Raw genomic sequence first — 14,218 nt, forward strand, 5'->3', positions numbered from 1 at the left:
GCTTCATGCGGCAAGGCCGTTGGATCGCCGGCGCTCGGAGAAGGCTTCGGCGGCTGCCGCCACCGCCTTCGCCGTCGATGGCTTGGCTGCGGGCGCGACGACCGTTTCGGGCCCGGCGACGGGGCGCGCGGCGATCGCGATCTTGGACAGCCGCCGCACCACGTTGTCGGCTTCGCCGAGCTGCTTGTGGAGCTGGTCCGACATCTGCGTCGCCGCGGCGAGCTGGCTGCCGAGGTTCTCGTTGACGTCGCGCACGGCGAGCTTCAGCCCGCCGATCGCGCGCTCGGCGATCTCTGTCGCCGTGATCAACTCGCCGATCACCGCCTTCAGCGAATGCTCGTCCGCCTTCAGCCGCGTCAGCCGCTTGTTGAGCATGACGCAATAGACGATCGTCAGCATCAGCAGGATAGCCACCAGCGTCTCGATCGCCATTCCCAGGGAGTGGTTCATGGGGCCTCCATCATCTTGTTCTGCTCGTCCACCTTCTCGAACATCGCAAGTGTCGTACTTGGCTTGCGCAAGGGTTTCGTCACGCGGATCGCGACGCGGTCGCCGACCCGGCCCATCCGCCCCTCGGTCAGCGTGACGTCGCCGCAGCGCACGGTGACGTTGGCATCCGCACGCATGTCCAGCGGCAGGGTGTCGCCGACCTTGAGCCGCATCAGCTGCTTGAGCGGGATGTCGGCCTCGTAGAGCACGGCATCGACGGCGATCTCGGCCTGCACGATCTCGGTGGCGAAATGGCCTTCCCAGACCGGGTCGCGGCCGAATTTTTCGCCCATGAACATCTGGAGCAGGACGCCCCGGATCGGCTCGATGGTCGCGTAAGGCAGCAGCAGTTCGATGTTGCCGCCGCGGTCTTCCATGTCGATGCGCAGGCGCACCAGGATCGCGGCATTGGCGGGACGGCTGATCGCGGCAAAACGCGGGTTGGTCTCGAGCCGGTCGATCGTGAAGGTCACCGGCGACAGCGGCCGGAACGCCTGCTCGGCGTCGGCCAGCACCACCTCGACCAGCCGCTTGACCAGCTCGGTCTCGATCGTGGTGTAGGGCCGGCCCTCGATGCGGAGCTGGCTGGTGCCGCGGCGGCCGCCGAGCAGCACGTCGATCATCGAATAGATCAGATTGGAATCGACCGTCGCCATGCCGAAGTTTTCCCACTCCTCGGCCTTGAAGACGGTGAGGACGGCGGGCAGCGGGATCGAGTTCATGTAGTCGCCGAAGCGCACCGAGGTGATGCGGTCGAGCGAGACTTCGACGTTGTCGGAGGTGAAATTGCGCAAGGACGTCGTCATCAACCGCACCAGGCGGTCGAAGACGATTTCGAGCATCGGCAGACGCTCGTAGGAGACCATTGCCGAATCGATGATGGCGCGAATGCCGGAATGGTCGTCGAGCGTGACGTCGCCGACGGTGAAGCCGAGGAGATTGTCGATCTCCTCCTGCGACAGCACCCTCTCGCCGGAGTTCTTGCCGCTGCCGAGGTCGCGGCTGCCGTCCTCGACCATGGCCGCCCATTGCAGGGCCATGGTCTCCGACAATTCATTTTCGGCGGCAGCCTTTGCGGCCTCCGCGGGATCCTCGGAATCGAGCGACGCCTCCCATTGGGCGGCAATCGCATCCTGGTCCATTTGCTCGTTGCCGGCCATGACGCTAGCCCGTTGCCTCCCGCAGCGCCATCACTGGACCACGACTTCCTTGAACAGCACCGCGCTGACCTGGATCGGGGCGACCGCCGCGTTGACGCGCTTGGTCAGCTCCTCCTTGAGGCGGAAGATGCCGGCGGAACCGTTGAGGTCGGAGGGGCGCAGCTCGCGCACATAGGTCTGGAAGATGTCGGTGACGCGCGGCATCGTCGGCTTGATCGCCTCGATCTGCTTCTCTTCCTTCAGCTCCAGCACGATCTTCAGCCGCAGATATTGCACGCGCTCGCCCGGCGCGCCGGCGAGGTTGACCATCATGTCGGGGACGTCGACGAAGGCCGGCGGCTTCGGCGGCGGCGCGGCCTCGGCATGATGCTCGTCGTCGCCGTGGCGGAAGAAGAAGAACCAGGTCGCAGCACCGCCGCCGAGGATTGCGAGCAGGCCGACGGCCATGATGATGAGCTTCAGCTTGTTCTTGGGCGGAGCGGCTTCCGCGCCTTCGGCGGCTGCGCCGCCTTCTGCTTCATTCTCTGCCATGGTCGCCGCGCCCGGATCTCTGAAAGGGGTCGAAAGAGCGAAGCCTCAAGACAGTGACGCGATACAAATGCCCCGGCGCAATGCGCTCCTCTTCATGGCAAACGCTACGGTAATAATGGTTAACGGAATCTTTCAATTGGGCTTCCGCTAGGAAAAATCTGCCGGGCAGACATGGCTAACAGAACCTTTCTGCCGCCCTCCCGCGCCCCTCCAAAATCGGCAAGATATTGAAATAACACAATTTTCCGAGTTGGCACGGCTTTCGCTGAGAGAGGGCCGAGACCCCAAGGTTTGGGAGAACCTGAAGGTCTCGATCACAGGGTCGGCCAAGGCGCTTGGGAGAGCGAAATGGCAGGCCTCACTCAGGGGAGATTTCCGATGCAGAACGCGCTTCTGATCGGCTTGTCACGGCAGATGACGTTGGAACGGCAGATGGATGTCATCGCCAACAACGTCGCCAATGCCAACACCAACGGCTTCAAGGCCGATCATTCGCTGTTCGAGGAGTTTCTCAACTCGAACGCGCGTGAGGACAATTTCATCGGCGCCGATCGCCGCGTCTCCTATGTGCAGGACCGCGGCACCTTCCGCGACGTCGGCCCGGGGCCGATGGAGATGACCAAGAACCCGCTCGACATGGCGATCAGCGGCGACGCCTATTTCGCCGTGCAGGTCAATGGCGGCGAGCGCTACACCCGCGACGGCAAGTTCTCGCTCAACTCGACCGGCCAGCTCGTGACCTCCGACGGCAACCTCGTGCTCGGCACCGGCGGCCCGATCACCTTCCAGCCGACCGACCACGACATCAACATCGCCCCCGACGGCACCATCACGGTGCTCGAGGGCACGGCGAAGACCGACTCGATCCGCGGCAAGATCAAGATGGTGTCGTTCGACAATGCGGCCAAGCTGACCAAGCTCGGCGCCAATCTCTATGACACCGGCTCCGCGACCGTGCAGCCCGCCACCAAGTCCACCGTGGAGCAGGGTTACATCGAGAAGTCGAATGTGAATTCGGTCGGCGAGATGACCCGCATGGTCGAAGTCATGCGCAGCTACACCGCCATCGCCAACATGCTCCAGCAGCAGAGCGACCTCCACAAATCGGCGATCGAAAAGCTCGCCGACGTTCCGGCCTGATTGAAGGAGAACTGAGATGCAGGCACTTCACACCGCAGCGACCGGAATGGCGGCACAGGAACTCAACGTTCAGGTGATCTCCAACAACATCGCCAACCTACGCACCACCGGCTTCAAGAAGCAGACCGCGGCGTTCCAGGACCTGATCTACGAGCACGTGCGCCGCGTCGGCGCGCAGGCCTCGGACCAGGGCACCATCCTGCCCGTCGGCGTCGACATCGGCGGCGGCGTCAAGACCGTCGGCACGCCGCGCAGCATGACGCAGGGCACGCTGTCGCAGACCGGCAACGATCTCGACCTCGCGATCTCGGGCGAAGGCTTCTTCAAGATCCTGATGCCCGACGGCAGCTACCAGTACACCCGCGACGGCACCTTCCAGATGGACAATCAGGGCCGCGTCGTCACTGCCCAGGGCAACCCGGTGCAGCCGACGATCACGATCCCGCAAAACGCCTCGGGCCTCACGGTCAACGTGCAGGGCCAGGTTTCGGTGACGCTGCCGGGCTCGTCGACCTCCACCATCCAGGGCCAGCTCGGCCTGACCCGCTTCATCAACAAGGCGGGCCTGCAGCCGGTCGGCAACAATCAGTTCGTCGAGACGCCCTCCTCCGGCCCGCCCCAGGACGGCACGGCGAGCGCGGAAGGCTACGGCAACATCACGCAAGGCAGCCTCGAGCAGGCCAATGTCGACGTCGTGTCGGAGATGAGCGACCTGATCGCCGCCCAGCGCGCCTACGAGATGAACGCCAAGGTGATCAGCGCCGCCGACCAGATGATGCAATCGACCACGGCGCTGTTCCGCTGAGGCCAAGTCTGAAGCAATGACACTGAAGCAATGACGATGATCCGCGCCACACTCGCCACGATCTCCACCCTGCTCGCGCTGGCCTTGCCGGCAGCCGCCGCGGACGATTTCATCGTTTCGCCGACACTGCGCGCAAGCGTCACCGTGACCTCGGACGTGGTGCGGGTCGGCGATCTCATCGACAATGCCGGATCGGCCGCCCTGATCCCGGTCTACCGCTCGCCCGATCTCGGCACCACCGGCGCGCTGCCGGTCGCGCACGTCCTGAGCGTGCTCCGTGCCAAGCAGGTGATCGGCGTGATGACCGGCGACATCAAGGAGGTCCAGGTCACCCGCCTCGCCCGCACGCTCGCGAGCAAGGATATCGAGAACGCGGTCGCTTCGGCACTCGAGCGCCGCTTCGGCCTCGGGGACGCCGCCAACATCACCGTCACGTTCGACCGCGGCGGTGCCGAAATGCGGCTGGATGCCTCCAACAGCGGCGCGCTGCAGCCGGTCGCGACCCGCTACGACGCGCGCAGCGGCCGCTTCGACATCGCCTTCGAGATCGCCAACGACAACAATCCGAGCCCGACCAAGCTGCGCTTCTCGGGCACCGCGATCGAAACGGTGGAAGTGGCCGTGCTGACGCGCGACATCGACCGTACCGACACGCTGAAGGCCTCCGACGTCGCGCTGGAGCGGCGCCCGAAGGCCGAGGTCACCGGCGAGCCGGCCTCGCGCGATCGCAGCGTCGGCATGCAGCTGCGCCGGGCGATGCGGGCGGGCACGCCGCTTCGTGCCGCCGACGTCGTCAAGCCCGATTTCGTGGTGCGCGACCAGGCCGTGACCGTCATCTTCCAGGCGCCGGGCCTCTACCTCACCACACGCGGCAAGGCGATCGAGAGCGGCGCCGAAGGCGACACCGTCAGCGTTCTCAATCTGCAATCCAAGCGCACCCTGACCGGGGTCGTCACCGGCCGTGGCCAGGTGACGATCCAGGGCGCGAGCCAATCCGCGCCGATGGCGCCCGCGGTCGAGCAGACCTCCTCGCTCAAGCGCGATGAAGCGCCGGCCCCCGTCGACACCGCAGCACTCCTGCGGAACCTGGTGCAGGCCCCCGCCTCGCCCGCCCAGATCGCAGAAGCCCAGATCCCGCAAGCTCGCGTCTCGCAAGCTCAAGCAAAGTAAGAGTTCGTCATGTCCTCGTTCAGTTCGGCTTACCGTCTTCGTCGCATCGCGATCTCTGCCCTGCTGCTGACCTCCTGCGCGCTGGGCGGCTGCTCCTCGATCGACCGCCTGTCGCAGATTGGCGAGCAGCCGAAACTGTCGGCGATCGACAATCCGACGACGCAGCCCGGCTACAAGCCGGTGCAGATGCCGATGCCGAAGCCGGAAGTGGCCTCCTACAATCCGAACTCGCTGTGGCGCAACGGCAGCCGCGCCTTCTTCAAGGACCAGCGCGCCCGCCAGGTCGGCGACCTCCTGACCGTGACCGTCAACATCACCGACAAGGCCAACATCGCCAACGAGACCCAGCGCAGCCGCACCAATTCGGAAGATTCCGGCATCACCGACTTCATCGGCGCCAAGACTCTCGGCGCGCAGGCGCAAAAAGTGCTGCCCGGTCGCATCCTCACGGCGGACTCCTCCGCCTCCAGCGACGGCAAGGGCTCGGTCAACCGTACGGAAGCCTTGCAGACCAACGTCGCCGCGGTCGTCACCCAGGTGCTGCCGAACGGCAACCTCGTGGTCGAGGGCAAGCAGGAGATCCGCGTCAACTACGAGATCCGCGAGCTCGTGGTCGCCGGCATCGTCCGCCCCGAGGACATCCAGAGCGACAACACCATCGATTCCACCAAGATCGCGCAGGCCCGCATCGCCTATGGCGGCCGCGGCCAGATCATGGACGTGCAGCAGCCGCGCTACGGCCAGCAAGTCATGGACGTGCTGCTGCCCTTCTAAATTCTCCCGAGCTCCCACATCGTGTTCGCGAACCTAGGCGCGAACGACGATGTACAACGCGGCCCTCGCTAGCTCCCCTGGCGAGGGCCGCATGTATTTTAAGCGGTGGTCATCGCGCGGTCGCAGGTCCGGCCCGTATATCGACGCGGCTGCGCCGACTCCGCAATGACGCCGAAGCAACTTCTGCCCCTCAGGTAAACTCCGCCTCCACCACGCCCAGCCCGTCCAGCTCCATCCGCACCTTGTCGCCGGCCTTCAGCCATAGCGTCTTGACCAGGCTGCCGGTGAGCACGAGTTGCCCCGCGTGCAGTCCCTTGCCCTCGGCGGCGAGATGGTTGGCGAGCCAGGCGAGCGCGTTGTGGGGATGGCCGAGCACGTCGGCGCCGGTGCCTTGGCTGACCTCCTCGCCGTTGACGATGGCGCGGCCCTTGACCGCCTTCAGGTCCGGCACGGACGAGCGCGGAACCGACGGGCCCAGCACGCAGCCGGCGGCGAAGAAATCGTCGGCGATCAGGGTCGGGGCGCCCATGGTCTCCCACTTCACATAGCGGTCGTCGACGATCTCGATGGCGGGCTGGTAGCTTTCAACGGCCTCGCCGACCCATTCGGCCGTGAACGGCGCCTCGCCGGCGGCAAGGTTGCGCTTCAGCCGGACCGCGATCTCGCATTCGACGCCGACCCGGACATAGTTCGAGGCGGCGAGCTTGGCCCCGCTGTCATGCACGCCCTTCTGGAACACGCCGCCGCCGCAGGGGTGGGGGATGCCGATATAGTCCTGCATCACCTGGCTGGTGCAGCCGATCTTGTAGCCGACCAGCGGCCCGGCATGCGCCAGCAGCAGATCATGCAGCGCGCGCTGGACCTGATAGCCCTCGGCTTCATCCATCGGCGGACGTTCCAGCGCCGCAAGCGGCGCATGGTTGCGGCGCGCCAGCGCGATCGCCTTCGCGGCTTCGAGAATCTTGTCCATCGGCGCCGCCTCCCACGCTACGCAATTGTGGGCGACACTTCAGCATTCCAACCCGGGCCTGACAAGCGCCGCTCGGCGCTCGGCCGGGTCGATTGCGGGGGGAGTCCGCCGCTTAAGGAAAAATTGAGTTGGTCCGGTCTTTATGGAGCCACGCGCCACAGGCCCATGCGCCCGCGCGGCACGAGACCCCTGATTGCAGCGATGCGTGAAGCCGCTGCGCCGCCGTCTCAAGATGCCGGTCGATCTCCTTGATGCGACTCGCAAAACGTCCCGCACCTGAAGTGAAAGCTTTTTCTCATGCGAACTCACGTGAGCACGGAGGATTTGACTCTAGCCCATTGATCGCGATTCATTTTTCGCGATCAAACCAACCGTCGTCACACGACAGGGGCGTTGTGGCACAAGCGTGCGCCACAACGCCGAGAGCGTCCCTCAATTGCGTCCGAGTGCGATGCGGATGGCGACCTCGACCGGCGAGTAGTCGCCCTCGCTTCGCTCCAGCCGGTATGGCTCGGCGAGATGCAGCGGCGGCTGCGCCAGGAAGCACGGTCGCGTTCCCTGATGCTTCTGCGCGGCATGAACCAGGAAGGGATGGCAGAGATAGACCGTGCCGGCCGCACCGGTCGCAAGGACAACCGGACAATCGGCCCCCATCTGCTCAAGCATCATGTGCGCTCGCCCCGCATCGCCGGCCGGTCCCAGATAGCGCGCCATCGGCAGATGCGAGCCGACCCGGATCCGCGTCGGCGCATCGTCGTCACCGATGTCGGAGAACAGGAACAGCAGCAGCAACGCCCGCCCGCGCGAGGTGACGTTGACGCGCCAGGCCATGTGATCCTGCGCTTCGTTTGGGTTGTCATCCTCGCCGGGAAAGCTGAGATCGACGTGCCAGCCGGCATCGCCGGGGTCGTCGGGATGCGGGAAGCGCACCGGAAAGGTGCCAATGTCGCGCCGCGGCCGCCATCGCCCCTGCCCGACGATCTGGTCGAAGGCTGCATGGAGCAATGCGGTGTTGATGGCATCGCGGAACGGCGGGTCGCCATAACAGGGCAGCCGCACCACGGGCCGGGTCCAACTCGCGGGGTCGTGCTCGCTGCACGGCAGATCGCGCCACATGATGACGCGGGCCGCCTCGGCGAGCTCACGGGGGAAAGCATTGTCGATCCGGACAAAGCCGTCGCGGATGAATTGGGCAATTTGCGCGTCGTCCAACGCGCGGGGAACGGCGGTCATGATGATCTCTCGATGCCTCGCCCAGCCCTCATGGTCCGCTCGCTGCGGAACCGGCTGGGTCGATCAGTGGGGAATCCGCAAGCCGGGCTCGCGGGACGCAATGCCTCCGCGGCGGAGGCGCCTGCGCTCAACCCAGGAAGAAGACCGATGCGATGTTGAGAGTGCAAATCATCATGGCGGCGCGAATCTACGCGCCGGAGAGGTGGCGTTCAAGCGGCAGGCAAACGCCGAGCGCGGCGCGAAACAGCGCACCTTACGCCACAAAAACAAAAGAGCCGCATCGCTGCGGCTCCGTCTCTATTCGTCGCGATAGACCTTCTCGCGTTTCTCGTGGCGCTCCTGCGCTTCCACCGAGAGCGTCGCGATGGGCCGGGCCTCGAGCCGCTTCAACGAGATCGGCTCGCCGGTGTCCTCGCAATAGCCGTAGGTGTTGTCCTCGATGCGCTGGAGCGCGGCGTCGATCTTGGCGATCAACTTGCGCTGGCGGTCGCGGGCGCGGAGTTCGATGGCGCGGTCGGTTTCGGACGATGCCCGATCGGCAAGATCGGGGTGGTTCACGTTCTCCTCCTGCAGGGCCTGCAGGGTGAGCTTGGACTCTTTGAGGATCTCATCCTTCCAGGCAAGGAGCTTCAAACGGAAGTACTCCTTCTGCCGGTCGTTCATGAAAGGCTCTTTTTCGGTCGGTCGGTAGTTTTTCAACTTTTCCAAGGGCGGCCTATCTGTCTAAGCAACGACTCGCAACGGAAACAGGGTCCGTTGAGCGGGGCGTTATATAGCGGCCTCCTGTGACAGACAATCTTTCCCTGAGGGCCCGGCCGGTACCCCCAAGCCCTTGCACAGGAAGGTTTATCCTGGAGGGCCCGGGGGCGCCGGAAGGCCTAGTATCCGACCGTGAAACGCTGCCGCAGATGGGCCGGCCGCTCGATCTCGTCGGCGAGCGCAATGGCGTAGTCGGCGAAAGTGATCCAGCTCTTGCCGTTCGCATCTGCGAGAAGCTGATCGGTCCCGAGCCGGAACTTGCCCGTGCGTTCCCCCTCGACGAACAGCGCGGACGGCGAAATGAAGGTCCAGTTCAGCTCCTTGTCCTGCCGCAACAGGTCGAGGAAAGCCGAGCCGGCCTCGGCTTCCGCCTTGTACTGGGCCGGAAAATTGGGAGTCGTGACCAGCTTCACGCCCGGCGCGACCTCAAGACTGCCGGCGCCGCCGACCACGAGATAACGGCCAACCTTGGCGTCCTTCGCCGCGCCGATCAGCTTGCGCGCGTCGCTGGCCAGGAAGTGCACGGAACTCACGGCGACGTCGTGGCCGGCCCACAGCTTGGCAAGGCCGGCCTGGTCGAGCACGTCTCCCTTGGTGGGCGTGACGTTCGGCAGCGCCGCGATCTTCTCCGGGTTGCGGGCGATGGCGGTGACCGCGTGGCCGCGGCGGGACAGTTCCTTGGTGATCTCCGACCCGGCCCGGCCCGAGGCGCCGGCAACTGCGATTTTCATGGAAGGCTCCTTCGCTTCTGTGGTAACCAATAGCGACTAGATATCAAAAAGAATGCTGGTGTTAAGAGAGCACTTTGTGCTTACCTGATTACGCCGGGGTAACCCGGGCGCTTGACCCAGCGCCCTCCCGACCGACGCCCGGACCGCAAGCGACCGAACGAACTCCGAGGACCGACGATGAAACCCGACGTCTACGCAGCAAACTGCCCCACCCGCCAGATCCTCGACCGCGTCGGCGACAAATGGGCGGTGCTGATTCTCCTGCTGCTGCGCGAGGAGCCGATGCGCTTCAATCAGCTGCGCCGCACGATCGAAGGCATTTCGCAGAAGATGCTGAGCCAGGTTCTCAAATCGCTCGAACGCGACGGCCTGCTCAAGCGCCACGCCATCGCGACCGTACCCGTGACGGTGGAGTATTCGATCACGCAGCTCGGGCTGACGCTCGCCGGCGCCGTTGATCCGCTGCGCGATTGGGCCGAGCAGAATCTGAAAGACGTTCTCGCCGCCCAGCGCCGCTATGATGCGCAGCAGAAGGAGGAAGCGGCATAGGCGCGGCGGGAGGTTACGCCTGCCCGGCCTTCGCCAGTTCGACCTCGACGCGCAGCTCGATCTCGGCAAGCACCGCATCGAGACCCGCGTCGCCCGAGGACGATTTCAGGTTCGCCGCGGCATCCCGCAGCCGCATTACGGTCGAGGCGTCGAGATTGCCGGACAGCAGGCCCATCTTGAGATCGTCGAGCACGTCGAGCGCAGTCCTGCCGCGCGTGACCGAGCGCTTGCGACGCTCGACCGGATCCTCCTCGACACCTTGCAAGGCAAGCAGCCCGTCGATGTTGGCGGCAGCCTTTGGTGCGGCGGCGCTCCGCGTCTCCTGCGCCGACGAGGCGTCGGGCAGCACGAAGGTGCCGGAGCCGGTCCGCCTGGCCTGGCTGGCCGGCGTTCCAAGCGTGGTGCCATTCGGTCCGTAGATGCGCATCGGAAGGAATCCGGGTGATCGATGCCCCACCTTCGCCGTCTTATGGTTAACGGCGCGTAAACGGCCCGGCAAAATCTGCCGACAGGCGGCATTTTCGCTCCTCAGGGCGAACGCCGGCTGACACCGGTCCAGACAGATTTATTCAACCTATTCAGCCACCTACCCTCGCTGGCCTGTGTTGGCACAGCCCTCGCAAGGACAGCGTCGGACCAGCTCGTCATGGGAGTGTCGTGCAGGTCTTTCCGATTTGAGGCGCCCCTTTTGGGGACCTTTGGGGAGCAGGGGATGTCAGGCGTTCGTTGGGTGAGGATGTTTGGGGTGGCCTGCGCTGCGCTATCGGCGCTGGCGCTCTCGGTCGCGCCGGCGGCTGCGACCTCGCGCATCAAGGACCTCGCCAACATCGAGGGCGTGCGGCAGAACCAGCTCATCGGCTACGGCCTCGTCGTCGGCCTCAACGGCACCGGCGACACGCTCAACAACATCCCCTTCACCAAGCAGTCGCTGCAGGCGATGCTCGAGCGCATGGGCGTCAACATCCGCGGCGCCACCATCCGCACCGGCAACGTCGCCGCCGTGATGGTCACGGGCAATCTGCCGGCGTTCGCCACCCAGGGCACGCGCATGGACGTCACCGTCTCGGCGCTCGGCGATGCCAAGAACCTGCAGGGCGGCACCCTGCTCGTCACCCCCCTGTTAGGCGCCGACGGCAACGTCTACGCGGTGGCGCAGGGCTCGCTCGCGATCTCCGGCTTCCAGGCCGAGGGCGAGGCGGCCAAGATCGTGCGCGGCGTTCCGACCGTGGGACGCATCGCGAACGGCGCCATCATCGAGCGCGAGATCGAGTTCGCGCTCAACCGCCTGCCGAACGTGCGCCTGGCGCTGCGCAACGCCGACTTCACCACCGCCAAGCGCATCGCGGCCGCCATCAACGACTATCTCGGCGTGAAGTCCGCCGAACCGATCGATCCCTCGACGGTGCAGCTCTCGATCCCGCCGGAGTTCAAGGGCAACGTCGTCGCGTTCCTCACCGAGATCGAGCAGCTGCAGGTCGATCCCGATCTGGCCGCCAAGATCATCATCGACGAACGCAGCGGCATCATCGTGATGGGCCGCGACGTTCGCGTCGCCACCGTCGCGGTGGCGCAGGGCAACCTCACCGTCACCATCTCCGAGAGCCCCCAGGTCAGCCAGCCCAACCCGCTGTCGCGCGGCCGAACCGTGGTCGCGCCACGCAGCAGCGTCACGGTCACCGAGGACGGCAAGAAGCTGGCCGTGGTCAAGGACGGCGTCTCGCTCCAGCAACTCGTCGACGGCCTCAACGGCCTCGGCATCGGCCCGCGCGACATGATCAGCATCCTCCAGGCGATCAAGGCCGCCGGCGCCATCGAAGCCGACATCGAGGTGATGTGATGCAGACCAGCACGATCAACACCCCGCATATCGCCAACTCCTCGGCCTTCTCGGTCGAGAGCCGCAACGGCCGGCCCGATTTCGATCTCGCGAGCGCTCTGCAAAAGGTCTCGCCGAAGCAGCAGGCCAAGGCGCAGAAGACCGCCACCGATTTCGAGGCGATGTTCCTCAACAGCATGTTCTCGCAGATGACCTCGGGCCTGAAGGGCGAAGGCCCGTTCGGCGATACGCCCGGCACCGGCGTGTGGCGCTCGATGCTGACCGAGCAATATTCCAAGACCTTCGCCAATGCCGGCGGCGTCGGCATCGCCAGCGAAGTCTACCGCACCCTCATCATGCAGCAGGCGAAAACGATCCGCACGGCATAAGGTCAATCGAGATGAACCATTTCAACGCCTCACGTCAGCCGATGCAGGCCCAGCGTCCGAATACCGCGCCCGGCAGCGCCGAGGCGCGCAAGCTCGCCGAAGACCTGATGGATGCGATGAGCGCCCTGCTCGGACTGATCGAGCGCGAGACCGAGCTGGTTCGTGCCGGCAAGGTCCGCGAGGCGATGACGCTCGAGAGCAAGAAGCAGGAGCTCTCGCGAAACTATGTCGGCGCCGTCAGCCAGCTGAAGGCCAATCAGCCTCAACTCGCGAAGTCCGCGCCGGAGCTGCTCTCGACGCTGCACCGCCACCACGATGCATTCCGCGCGATGCTCCAGGTCAATCTCACCGTGCTCGCGACCGCGCACGCGGTTTCCGAAAGCGTCGTGCGCGGCGTCAATGCCGAGATCCAGAAGCGCAACGTGCCGAATACCTATACGGCCGCAGGTCGTCGCGCAGCTCCAGGCCCGCGCCACATCACCCCGCTCGCGGTCAGCCGCTCGCTCTGAGCGCACGCGAAAACAACCGACAATTTTACGAAAAACCGCGCGGCGATTTCGTCGCGCGGTTAGGCACGTTTCCTTACCGGGTCTTCAGTCCTGGTGTTCCATGGTTGCGTTATGAGAGGGGTTGGGATTTGACTCACGTGAGGCAACCAGGAGGCTGCCATGAGTACAGATTTCAGCATCAGGCCGGTGGGGATCCCGGCCCCCGTGCAGATCGTAACGACGTCCAGCGTGGCGGCGAACGAGGCTGTGCAAACTGATCTTCCGGTGAGCCAGACGGTCGCCGCGGCGGATACGAGCGCGCCCGTGCGCAATGATCTACCGAACCACGAGAACATCTCGCGCCAGGTCGTGTTCGACCAGGCGGCCGCATCCTTCGTCTTCCAGGTCGTCAACGACAGGACCGACGCGGTGGTCAATCAGTTCCCCGACGAAGCGATGCTGCGCCGGCGAGCCTATTTCCACGCAGAGGATCTGAAGTCGCAGCCCTCGCGTCCGCTCAGCACGGATGTCAGCGCCTGACGATCACGCGTCGCGATCGCGGGATCGGTGACGATGTTTTGCCCTGCGTCTGACCGGCACCGGTCAGCGTCAAATTGTCATTGCTGAAAGACGACAGATCCAACGCTCGTGACGTCGACCATCACGAGTTCCCGTCACGGCCGTCCGGACAGACCCGCAGCGATGTTGCGGTTGATCTCGATCAGCGGACGGAAGTGATCGAACTGCGGGCTCATCTGGAGCGCGGCGGTCTGGCTCAGCACGAACACGCTGATGTTGGCGATCTTCTGCCGGACGTCGATCGGCTGCGGGTTGTTGTCGCGCATCGCCTCGCTCAGGAAGATGGTCCAGAGCTTGCGGTTGAACATCAGGGCCTGCATGGTCTGCTCGCTGAGCGGATCGGCATTGTTCACCGCATCCTGGAGCTTGTTCGCGGCCTTCAGCAGAGTCTGCGCCTCGATGTCGCGAGGAGATGCGGTGGTCGTTGCAACACGCGCATAAGCCGAGGCAGCGGAATTCGACATCAATCACACCCTGGAGGTTACCTAGCGCGTTGTAAGCGCTTAAGGATTTCTTTCCCAACCCTAGGCAGCACCGCTTAAGATTTGCTTACGTGTGTGCTTGGAAGCACTCCGGATAATTACGGGTCGCGGAGCTCTTCGTCAGCGCAACGCTAGATCCACGCACGCACGATG

General features: G+C 64.9%; 18 protein-coding genes. 9 read left to right on the forward strand and 9 right to left on the reverse strand.

Annotated features, from left to right (window positions below; genetic code table 11):
- Positions 1–3 precede the first annotated feature (3 nt).
- The 3 genes from AC0WRY_RS23800 to fliL are packed head-to-tail and all read right to left on the reverse strand — an operon-like array spanning position 4 to position 2,180.
- Positions 4–450: a DUF6468 domain-containing protein gene (locus tag AC0WRY_RS23800; protein WP_194403233.1), complete on the reverse strand. Its 447-nt coding sequence runs from the start codon at positions 448–450 to the stop codon at positions 4–6.
- Entirely contained in the window at positions 447–1,649 is a 1,203-nt protein-coding gene (fliM, locus tag AC0WRY_RS23805; protein ID WP_018321852.1) for a flagellar motor switch protein FliM, read from the reverse strand. Before fliM ends, AC0WRY_RS23800 begins: the two co-directional genes overlap by 4 nt.
- 30 nt (positions 1,650–1,679) lie before the next feature.
- Positions 1,680–2,180 carry a flagellar basal body-associated protein FliL gene (fliL, locus tag AC0WRY_RS23810; protein ID WP_194403234.1) on the reverse strand — a complete coding sequence of 167 codons (501 nt, stop codon included), beginning with the start codon at positions 2,178–2,180 and terminating at the stop codon, positions 1,680–1,682.
- A gap of 378 nt (positions 2,181–2,558) precedes the next feature.
- On the opposite strand from fliL, the gene flgF reads away from it, so the two are divergent.
- From flgF to flgH, 4 genes are read left to right on the forward strand one after another with little or no spacing between them, the layout of a single operon-like run.
- Positions 2,559–3,320: a flagellar basal-body rod protein FlgF gene (gene flgF, locus AC0WRY_RS23815; RefSeq protein WP_212069408.1), complete on the forward strand. Its 762-nt coding sequence runs from the start codon at positions 2,559–2,561 to the stop codon at positions 3,318–3,320.
- A 16-nt stretch (positions 3,321–3,336) separates the two neighbouring features.
- Entirely contained in the window at positions 3,337–4,125 is a 789-nt protein-coding gene (gene flgG, locus AC0WRY_RS23820) for a flagellar basal-body rod protein FlgG (RefSeq protein WP_194403236.1), read from the forward strand.
- Between the two features lie 36 nt (positions 4,126–4,161).
- Positions 4,162–5,295, forward strand: coding sequence for a flagellar basal body P-ring formation chaperone FlgA (gene flgA / locus AC0WRY_RS23825; RefSeq protein ID WP_491121222.1), 1,134 nt, complete (start codon positions 4,162–4,164; stop codon positions 5,293–5,295).
- Positions 5,296–5,304: 9 nt separating this feature from the next.
- A complete protein-coding gene (flgH, locus tag AC0WRY_RS23830; protein WP_211418874.1) occupies positions 5,305–6,069 on the forward strand; it encodes a flagellar basal body L-ring protein FlgH in 765 nt (254 codons plus the stop codon).
- Between the two features lie 190 nt (positions 6,070–6,259).
- Here the strand turns inward: flgH and AC0WRY_RS23835 are convergent, their stop codons facing one another.
- From AC0WRY_RS23835 to AC0WRY_RS23850, 4 genes are all read right to left on the reverse strand, one after another.
- Positions 6,260–7,039: a 2-keto-4-pentenoate hydratase gene (locus tag AC0WRY_RS23835; RefSeq protein WP_285807057.1), complete on the reverse strand. Its 780-nt coding sequence runs from the start codon at positions 7,037–7,039 to the stop codon at positions 6,260–6,262.
- Between the two features lie 432 nt (positions 7,040–7,471).
- The gene (locus AC0WRY_RS23840; RefSeq protein WP_491121225.1) at positions 7,472–8,272 is read right to left on the reverse strand and encodes a phytanoyl-CoA dioxygenase family protein; all 801 of its coding nucleotides are present in this window, start codon (positions 8,270–8,272) and stop codon (positions 7,472–7,474) included.
- A gap of 297 nt (positions 8,273–8,569) precedes the next feature.
- Positions 8,570–8,935, reverse strand: a complete 366-nt coding sequence (dksA, locus tag AC0WRY_RS23845; protein WP_008554760.1) for an RNA polymerase-binding protein DksA — start codon at positions 8,933–8,935, stop codon at positions 8,570–8,572.
- A gap of 215 nt (positions 8,936–9,150) precedes the next feature.
- The gene (locus AC0WRY_RS23850) at positions 9,151–9,762 is read right to left on the reverse strand and encodes an NAD(P)-dependent oxidoreductase (RefSeq protein WP_285807059.1); all 612 of its coding nucleotides are present in this window, start codon (positions 9,760–9,762) and stop codon (positions 9,151–9,153) included.
- 177 nt (positions 9,763–9,939) lie between these two features.
- On the opposite strand from AC0WRY_RS23850, the gene AC0WRY_RS23855 reads away from it, so the two are divergent.
- On the forward strand, positions 9,940–10,311 hold the full coding sequence (locus tag AC0WRY_RS23855; protein ID WP_128917938.1) for a winged helix-turn-helix transcriptional regulator: 372 nt from the start codon (positions 9,940–9,942) through the stop codon (positions 10,309–10,311).
- 13 nt (positions 10,312–10,324) lie between these two features.
- Here the strand turns inward: AC0WRY_RS23855 and AC0WRY_RS23860 are convergent, their stop codons facing one another.
- Positions 10,325–10,738 carry a flagellar assembly protein FliX gene (locus AC0WRY_RS23860; RefSeq protein WP_194403242.1) on the reverse strand — a complete coding sequence of 138 codons (414 nt, stop codon included), beginning with the start codon at positions 10,736–10,738 and terminating at the stop codon, positions 10,325–10,327.
- Between the two features lie 285 nt (positions 10,739–11,023).
- Here AC0WRY_RS23860 and AC0WRY_RS23865 point away from each other — a divergent pair, with 285 nt between their 5' ends.
- From AC0WRY_RS23865 to AC0WRY_RS23880, 4 genes are all read left to right on the forward strand, one after another.
- Positions 11,024–12,148, forward strand: coding sequence for a flagellar basal body P-ring protein FlgI (locus AC0WRY_RS23865; RefSeq protein ID WP_211418870.1), 1,125 nt, complete (start codon positions 11,024–11,026; stop codon positions 12,146–12,148).
- Positions 12,148–12,516, forward strand: coding sequence for a flagellar assembly peptidoglycan hydrolase FlgJ (gene flgJ / locus AC0WRY_RS23870; protein ID WP_491121229.1), 369 nt, complete (start codon positions 12,148–12,150; stop codon positions 12,514–12,516). Before AC0WRY_RS23865 ends, flgJ begins: the two co-directional genes overlap by 1 nt.
- 11 nt (positions 12,517–12,527) lie before the next feature.
- Entirely contained in the window at positions 12,528–13,025 is a 498-nt protein-coding gene (locus AC0WRY_RS23875) for a hypothetical protein (RefSeq protein WP_483070642.1), read from the forward strand.
- Positions 13,026–13,184: 159 nt separating this feature from the next.
- A complete protein-coding gene (locus tag AC0WRY_RS23880; protein ID WP_194403246.1) occupies positions 13,185–13,544 on the forward strand; it encodes a hypothetical protein in 360 nt (119 codons plus the stop codon).
- A 134-nt stretch (positions 13,545–13,678) separates the two neighbouring features.
- Here AC0WRY_RS23880 and flaF read toward each other — a convergent pair whose 3' ends face one another.
- Positions 13,679–14,047, reverse strand: coding sequence for a flagellar biosynthesis regulator FlaF (gene flaF, locus AC0WRY_RS23885; protein ID WP_008554779.1), 369 nt, complete (start codon positions 14,045–14,047; stop codon positions 13,679–13,681).
- Between the last annotated feature and the right edge of the window lie 171 nt (positions 14,048–14,218).

It is taken from the genome of Bradyrhizobium sp. T-12 (assembly GCF_058314695.1).

Bases quoted from the DNA above. Each gene is read 5' to 3' on its own strand.
- AC0WRY_RS23800 (WP_194403233.1), bottom strand. From the start codon at position 450: ATGAACCACTCCCTGGGAATGGCGATCGAGACGCTGGTGGCTATCCTG.
- fliM (WP_018321852.1), bottom strand. From the start codon at position 1,649: ATGGCCGGCAACGAGCAAATGGACCAGGATGCGATTGCCGCCCAATGG.
- fliL (WP_194403234.1), bottom strand. From the start codon at position 2,180: ATGGCAGAGAATGAAGCAGAAGGCGGCGCAGCCGCCGAAGGCGCGGAA.
- flgF (WP_212069408.1), top strand. From the start codon at position 2,559: ATGCAGAACGCGCTTCTGATCGGCTTGTCACGGCAGATGACGTTGGAA.
- flgG (WP_194403236.1), top strand. From the start codon at position 3,337: ATGCAGGCACTTCACACCGCAGCGACCGGAATGGCGGCACAGGAACTC.
- flgA (WP_491121222.1), top strand. From the start codon at position 4,162: ATGATCCGCGCCACACTCGCCACGATCTCCACCCTGCTCGCGCTGGCC.
- flgH (WP_211418874.1), top strand. From the start codon at position 5,305: ATGTCCTCGTTCAGTTCGGCTTACCGTCTTCGTCGCATCGCGATCTCT.
- AC0WRY_RS23835 (WP_285807057.1), bottom strand. From the start codon at position 7,039: ATGGACAAGATTCTCGAAGCCGCGAAGGCGATCGCGCTGGCGCGCCGC.
- AC0WRY_RS23840 (WP_491121225.1), bottom strand. From the start codon at position 8,272: ATGACCGCCGTTCCCCGCGCGTTGGACGACGCGCAAATTGCCCAATTC.
- dksA (WP_008554760.1), bottom strand. From the start codon at position 8,935: ATGAACGACCGGCAGAAGGAGTACTTCCGTTTGAAGCTCCTTGCCTGG.
- AC0WRY_RS23850 (WP_285807059.1), bottom strand. From the start codon at position 9,762: ATGAAAATCGCAGTTGCCGGCGCCTCGGGCCGGGCCGGGTCGGAGATC.
- AC0WRY_RS23855 (WP_128917938.1), top strand. From the start codon at position 9,940: ATGAAACCCGACGTCTACGCAGCAAACTGCCCCACCCGCCAGATCCTC.
- AC0WRY_RS23860 (WP_194403242.1), bottom strand. From the start codon at position 10,738: ATGCGCATCTACGGACCGAATGGCACCACGCTTGGAACGCCGGCCAGC.
- AC0WRY_RS23865 (WP_211418870.1), top strand. From the start codon at position 11,024: ATGTCAGGCGTTCGTTGGGTGAGGATGTTTGGGGTGGCCTGCGCTGCG.
- flgJ (WP_491121229.1), top strand. From the start codon at position 12,148: ATGCAGACCAGCACGATCAACACCCCGCATATCGCCAACTCCTCGGCC.
- AC0WRY_RS23875 (WP_483070642.1), top strand. From the start codon at position 12,528: ATGAACCATTTCAACGCCTCACGTCAGCCGATGCAGGCCCAGCGTCCG.
- AC0WRY_RS23880 (WP_194403246.1), top strand. From the start codon at position 13,185: ATGAGTACAGATTTCAGCATCAGGCCGGTGGGGATCCCGGCCCCCGTG.
- flaF (WP_008554779.1), bottom strand. From the start codon at position 14,047: ATGTCGAATTCCGCTGCCTCGGCTTATGCGCGTGTTGCAACGACCACC.